Source organism: Photobacterium sp. OFAV2-7 (genome assembly GCF_022347985.1).
Lineage (GTDB): Bacteria > Pseudomonadota > Gammaproteobacteria > Enterobacterales > Vibrionaceae > Photobacterium.
Genome location: NZ_JAKRFQ010000264.1, coordinates 1 through 5,858 on the forward strand (window position 1 = coordinate 1; position 5,858 = coordinate 5,858).

Annotated in this window: 8 protein-coding genes; 6 read left to right on the forward strand and 2 right to left on the reverse strand. The window is 49.3% G+C overall.

The features are described from left to right. The first annotated feature begins 460 nt into the window (after nt 1-460). The 6 genes from napF (at nt 461) to MHN01_RS14085 (ending at nt 5,046) form a co-directional block, all read left to right on the forward strand. A complete protein-coding gene (gene napF / locus MHN01_RS14060; protein ID WP_239411918.1) occupies nt 461-952 on the forward strand; it encodes a ferredoxin-type protein NapF in 492 nt (163 codons plus the stop codon). A gap of 3 nt (nt 953-955) precedes the next feature. Further along, on the forward strand, nt 956-1,228 hold the full coding sequence (locus tag MHN01_RS14065; RefSeq protein WP_075763840.1) for a chaperone NapD: 273 nt from the start codon (nt 956-958) through the stop codon (nt 1,226-1,228). Beyond that, on the forward strand, nt 1,225-3,711 hold the full coding sequence (gene napA, locus MHN01_RS14070) for a periplasmic nitrate reductase subunit alpha (protein ID WP_239411919.1): 2,487 nt from the start codon (nt 1,225-1,227) through the stop codon (nt 3,709-3,711). The genes MHN01_RS14065 and napA overlap by 4 nt, the downstream gene beginning before the upstream one ends. A 90-nt stretch (nt 3,712-3,801) precedes the next feature. Next, nucleotides 3,802-4,266 carry a nitrate reductase cytochrome c-type subunit gene (locus tag MHN01_RS14075; protein ID WP_075763845.1) on the forward strand — a complete coding sequence of 155 codons (465 nt, stop codon included), beginning with the start codon at nt 3,802-3,804 and terminating at the stop codon, nt 4,264-4,266. Nucleotides 4,267-4,296: 30 nt separating this feature from the next. Continuing rightward, nucleotides 4,297-4,872 carry a NapC/NirT family cytochrome c gene (locus MHN01_RS14080; protein WP_075763847.1) on the forward strand — a complete coding sequence of 192 codons (576 nt, stop codon included), beginning with the start codon at nt 4,297-4,299 and terminating at the stop codon, nt 4,870-4,872. 39 nt (nt 4,873-4,911) lie between these two features. Next, entirely contained in the window at nt 4,912-5,046 is a 135-nt protein-coding gene (locus MHN01_RS14085; protein ID WP_075763849.1) for a TIGR02808 family protein, read from the forward strand. 48 nt (nt 5,047-5,094) lie between these two features. Here MHN01_RS14085 and MHN01_RS14090 read toward each other — a convergent pair whose 3' ends face one another. Further along, nucleotides 5,095-5,298 (reverse strand): hypothetical protein, encoded by a 204-nt coding sequence (locus MHN01_RS14090; protein WP_239411920.1) that lies wholly within the window; start codon nt 5,296-5,298, stop codon nt 5,095-5,097. 101 nt (nt 5,299-5,399) lie between these two features. Further along, nucleotides 5,400-5,840, reverse strand: coding sequence for a DUF1499 domain-containing protein (locus MHN01_RS14095; protein ID WP_239411921.1), 441 nt, complete (start codon nt 5,838-5,840; stop codon nt 5,400-5,402). Nucleotides 5,841-5,858: the final 18 nt, after the last annotated feature.

The window sequence follows — 5,858 nt, forward strand, 5'->3', positions numbered from 1 at the left end:
ACCGGATACGTTGACGGCCTCGGCATCGTTGAGGCTGGATGCCAGCGTCAGGAGGGCAAAGCTGGTGGTCATAACAGACAGCAGCAGGATCGCCAGCATGGCGCGAGCGATGGAGGTGGTGACAGGCTTGAGCGGCCGATTTCGCACTGAAATTCCTTTCTAATTTATTACCAATGACAGCTGACTGTAAATCAATTGGTTAGGTTATTTATTAAACTATAGTTGTTATGGTCGTAGTAAATATTGTGAGGGTTGTCATTTCTGTTTCTTGATCCAAGACAATTTTACCCCCTATTTAGCCCTTACTAGGTATTTAAGCATTTATTACGGGATTTACACTTGCCGTGTAAAAAGATGACGACTTGTGAACAGTTTTTGAGGGTTTGAGACTGTTTGTCGGCGTCAAAGAACAACCCGTAATGTGTATTTTATTCATATTACTTCACGAAAGGTAAAGCGAATGTTTGATCGTTCTCGCCGAAATTTACTTTCTCGGCGTCGCACACCGACATTACAGCGACTGCCCTGGGTTGTTGACGAAGATACATTTGTAGATAGCTGTACCCGCTGCAACAAGTGTATCAGCGCATGTGAAACGCAGATTATTGTTAAAGGCGATGGCGGATTTCCGACTGTCGACTTTACACACGGTGAATGTACGTTCTGTACCCGATGTGCCGACGTTTGTCCCGAGCCGTTGTTCCACCCTACAACGGAACAGCCCTGGGGTATTAAGGCACAAATCAATCCCAGCTGTCTGGCCCAACATAAGATTGAATGCAGAAGCTGCGGAGATGTGTGCGAGGTTCAGGCCATTCGATTCAAGCTCCAGGCCGGCGGCGTGGCTACACCGGAACTTGATGCGGATGTGTGTAATGGGTGCGGTGCCTGTCTGTCGGTCTGTCCGGCATCAGCCATCAGTATGTTCACAAAAGAACCAGAAGAGAAATAGCTTATGGCGCAAGAAGAAGTACATATTTCGAGCTTGGTGGTTCACGTCAAGCCTGAATACCTGGAAGTCGTAAAAGCTCAAATACTTGAATTGCCAAACACCGAGATTCACGGCGAAAGCGAAGAGGGAAAAGTCATTGTAGTTCTGGAAACAGCCAACCAGGGATACGTGACGGACACCATCGATAAGATCAATAACTTAGAACATGTATTAACAACTTTTTTAGTGTATCACCAAATTGAACACTTTGATTCGCAATCTGAGGATGATTCATGAAAATGACAAGACGTGCGTTTGTTAAGGCAAACGCCGCTGCTTCGGCAGCAGCTGTAGCTGGTATTACGTTGCCAGCATCAGCAACTAACTTAATCGTTAGTTCTGATGAAACCAAAATCAAATGGGACAAAGCGCCTTGTCGTTTTTGTGGTACAGGTTGTTCAGTACTGGTTGGTACGCAGAATGGTCGTGTCGTCGCTACCCAGGGTGATCCTGAAGCGCCGGTCAACAAGGGTCTGAACTGTATCAAGGGCTACTTCCTGTCGAAGATCATGTACGGTAAAGACCGTCTGCAGACACCGATGCTGCGGATGAAGAACGGTAAGTTCGATAAAGACGGTGATTTCCAGCCAGTTTCCTGGGATCAGGCATTCGATGTGATGGCTGACAAATGGAAAGCGGCACTGAAAAAACATGGTCCGTCAGGTGTGGGTATGTTCGGTTCAGGCCAGTGGACGGTAATGGAAGGTTACGCCGCTGCCAAAATGATGAAAGCAGGCTTCCGTTCAAACAACATTGATCCGAATGCCCGTCACTGTATGGCTTCTGCTGTAGGTGCCTTTATGCGTACCTTCGGTATCGATGAGCCGATGGGTTGCTACGATGACTTCGAGCATGCCGATGCGTTCGTGCTTTGGGGCTCGAATATGGCCGAAATGCACCCGGTACTGTGGACACGTTTGACTGACCGCCGTTTAAGCCATCCTCATGTTAAAGTAAACGTGCTGTCCACTTACTACCACCGTTCGTTTGAACTGGCAGACAACGGCATGATTTTCGAGCCGCAGAGTGACCTTGCGATTGCCAACTTCATTGCCAACTACATCATTCAGAATGATGCTGTGAACTGGGATTTCGTCAACAAGCACACTCACTTCAAGCGCGCAACGACTGATATCGGTTATGGCCTGCGTGACGAGCACCCGCTGCAGCAGAAAGCCAAGAACGCCAACTCAGGCAAGCTGCATCCAATGTCGTTCGACGAGTACAAAGCATCTGTTGCCGAGTATACCGTTGAAAAAGCTTCTGAAATGTCAGGTGTTTCAAAAGAGAAGCTGCTGGAAATGGCCAAGCAGTATGCCGATCCTAACGTCAAGGTGATGTCGCTATGGACAATGGGTATGAACCAGCACACCCGCGGTGTCTGGATGAACAGCCTGGTTTATAACATTCACCTGCTGACCGGTAAGATCTCCAAGCCGGGTTGTGGTCCGTTCTCGCTGACAGGTCAGCCATCTGCATGTGGTACGGCGCGTGAAGTGGGTACGTTTGCTCACCGTCTGCCAGCGGATATGGTGGTTAAAAATCCTAAGCACCGTGCCTACGCTGAGAAAATCTGGCAACTGCCTGAAGGTACTATTCCGCCAAAACCGGGTTACCACGCGGTGCTGCAAGACCGTATGCTGAAAGACGGCAAGCTGAACGCGTACTGGGTGATGTGTAACAACAACATGCAGGCTGGCCCGAATATCAACAACGAACGTCTGCCGGGCTACCGTAATCCGGAAAACTTCATTGTGTGTTCTGACCCGTACCCAACGGCAACAGCCCAGGCGGCTGATCTGATCCTGCCGACAGCAATGTGGGTAGAGAAAGAAGGTGCCTACGGTAACGCCGAGCGTCGTACTCAGGCTTGGTACCAGCAGGTTGAAGCACAGGGTGATTCGAAATCTGACCTGTGGCAGCTGATGGAGTTCTCCAAGCGCTTCACAATTGAAGAAGTGTGGGGTGAAGAGCTGCTGGCCAAAGCACCGCAGTACCGTGGCAAAACCATGTATGAAGTGCTGTTCCGCAATGGTCAGGTCGATAAGTTCCCGCTGTCTGAAGCGCAGGAGCTTAACGATGATGCCAAGGCACAAGGCTTCTATTTGCAGAAAGGTCTGTTCGAAGAGTATGCAGCCTTCGGTCGCGATCATGGTCACGACCTGGCACCGTATGATGTATACCACGAGGTACGTGGTCTGCGCTGGCCGGTTGTCGATGGCAAAGAAACCAAGTGGCGTTTTGTTGAAGGTTCTGACCCGTATGTACCTGCTGGTGAAGGCTACCGCTTCTACGGTAAGCCAGACGGCAAGGCAAATATTATCTTTGCTCCGTTTGAGCCTGCACCGGAAGTGCCGGATAAAGAATACGACATGTGGCTATGTACTGGCCGAGTGCTAGAGCACTGGCACACCGGTACGATGACCCGCCGTGTTCCTGAGTTGTATAAAGCAGCGCCTGATGCCGTGTGTTATATCCACCCGGATGACGCTCAGGCTCGCGGCCTGCGTCGTGGCGACGAAGTATTGCTGGAAAACCGTCGTGGTGAAGTTCGTTGTCGAGTAGAGACCCGAGGTCGAAACCGTCCGCCTGTTGGTCTGGTCTTCGTACCTTTCTTCGATGCTCGTATTTTGATTAACAAGCTGATTTTGGATGCCACGGATCCGCTGTCTAAGCAGACCGACTTCAAGAAGTGTCCAATCAAGATCACCAAAATATAAATAATCGAATGAAATCAGCGTGATTGCCCATGACAGGTTCATGGGTAGTCACTCTCTTGACTCGAATTTAGCCATTAGGCGGAGAATACAATGAAACGACTAGTTTTAGCGGTCATGGCTGTAGGTATGTTGGTAGCCGGTGCCGTTCAGAGTGCAGAAGAACTTCATAACCCGGGCGGTATTGGCGGAGTGGAATCTCTGCGTGGTGCCAGTGAGCTTGAAGCGACCCGTGCTGCAGATGCGATGAAACGCTTCCCGCGCGATCAGGGTACGATTGATAGCGACTATGTTTATCAGCCACCGTTGGTACCGCACACCATTCGTAACTACGAAGTATCACTGAATGCGAACAAGTGTCTGGCTTGTCACAGCTGGAAAAATGCCAACGAAATGGGCGCGACAAAGATCAGTGTAACCCACTATCAGACTCGTGAAGGGCAGGTGCTATCAGATGTGTCGCCGCGTCGTTACTTCTGTCTCCAGTGCCATGTGCCTCAGGCTGATGCCAAGCCACTTGTAGAAAATGAATTCCAACGTGTTGATGCGTTGCGCTAGTTATAGCCATTAATTAAAGAGAGGCTATAGATGAATATATTAAAAGCATTTTGGCGCAGGTTGACATCACCGAGCAAGGTGGCGGTTGGTCTGGTCCTGTTCATGGGCTTTATGGGCGGTTTACTGTTCTGGGGCGCATTCAACACCGGGATGGAAGCAACCAATACCGAAGAGTTTTGTTCGGGCTGTCATGCGCCGATCGTTAAAGAGATTCGTGAGACGGTGCACTTTGCCAACCGCTCTGGCGTTCGTGCAATCTGTTCTGACTGTCACGTACCGCACAACTGGACTGATAAGATTGTTCGCAAGGTACAGGCTTCGAAAGAGCTGGTGGCATTTGCGATGGGAACCATAAGCACCGAAGAGAAGTTCAAGGAGCGCCGGGGTTATCTGGCGAATCGAGAATGGCATCGGATGAAAGAAAATGATTCTCAGGAATGTCGTAACTGTCATAATTTTGAATACATGGACTTTTCGGAGCAGGGCCCTCGTAGTGTGAAACAGCACTCAACGGCACTGGCTTCAGGTGAAAAGACTTGTGTAGATTGTCATAAAGGGATTGCGCACAAGCTTCCTGACATGAAAGACGTTGAAGGCTGGCAGTAAGGCCTGATTATCCGGCAATAATAGAAAGGTAGGTATACGATGAGTGCATTAGAATCGCTTATCTGGCACACGCTGGGTTATGCCGCAATGCCAGTGATCATCCTGGCGGGATTTGCAGCGGTAGCTGCAGTGTCTGTAGGGATCCTGGCTTTAGGTAAAGATAAGAACGCCTAAGCCAGTGTTAACTAACTGAAAAGCCATGTCGAAGGACATGGCTTTTTATTACCCGTGCGTTGGGGGTGATGTCCGTTTGACTAGGCCAATAAGCATCATGCTCATCCAAACCAGATACAGCGGCAACCATTCAACCAGAAAGTGCCTGAGAAGAGAGTCGCTATATTCCAGCAGCCAGATATCAATCAGGTGCAAGATGACCATGCTAATTGAGCCTAGAAAGCTAAATACAAGAAACGATGGCCTATCCATGAGATCTCCTTCAGAGTAATATCTTCAATATAGATCTAAATGATAACCATTATCAAGTGTGACTTGTGATTAATTGCTTATTATATTGTGTAGATCGAATTTTACAGGTATCCCGCCTCTGACAGTCTGGCTCGAAATAGCTCTGCTCGCTCGCGGTTGACGCCGAAGTCGGAATAGCCAGTGCGAGATTCCGAGCGGACGATCAGCTTCCCGCCATCCAACCTGACTTCGAAGTCATCGACAAAGCCAAAGAATTTGCTGCGACACTCTACCCGGATGTAGTGTTCGTTTTGCTGTCCTAAGCTGGCACCGGGAAGAGACAGGGCGATCTTTTGGATTGCTTCCCAGTTATTGATGCCTTGCTGGTTAAGCTGGAAGGCAGATAGGTAAAAGTCAGGCCGAGAATCGATGGTCGACACGCAGTTTGGCTTTTCCCCACAGGACTCAAGACTCCGGTCCGAGAATACCAGCGCCTCATTGTCGGCATTAGAGCATCCGGCGAGCACCAAGCTTGGCAATAATAAGAGTAGTGACTTAGTCATTTTGCAGTCCTTTGTCTG

Excerpts from the sequence above, each read along its gene's own strand:
- napA (WP_239411919.1), top strand. The coding sequence starts at position 1,225 with ATGAAAATGACAAGACGTGCGTTTGTTAAGGCAAACGCCGCTGCTTCG.
- MHN01_RS14075 (WP_075763845.1), top strand. The coding sequence starts at position 3,802 with ATGAAACGACTAGTTTTAGCGGTCATGGCTGTAGGTATGTTGGTAGCC.
- MHN01_RS14095 (WP_239411921.1), bottom strand. The coding sequence starts at position 5,840 with ATGACTAAGTCACTACTCTTATTATTGCCAAGCTTGGTGCTCGCCGGA.
- MHN01_RS14090 (WP_239411920.1), bottom strand. The coding sequence starts at position 5,298 with ATGGATAGGCCATCGTTTCTTGTATTTAGCTTTCTAGGCTCAATTAGC.
- napF (WP_239411918.1), top strand. The coding sequence starts at position 461 with ATGTTTGATCGTTCTCGCCGAAATTTACTTTCTCGGCGTCGCACACCG.
- MHN01_RS14065 (WP_075763840.1), top strand. The coding sequence starts at position 956 with ATGGCGCAAGAAGAAGTACATATTTCGAGCTTGGTGGTTCACGTCAAG.
- MHN01_RS14080 (WP_075763847.1), top strand. The coding sequence starts at position 4,297 with ATGAATATATTAAAAGCATTTTGGCGCAGGTTGACATCACCGAGCAAG.
- MHN01_RS14085 (WP_075763849.1), top strand. The coding sequence starts at position 4,912 with ATGAGTGCATTAGAATCGCTTATCTGGCACACGCTGGGTTATGCCGCA.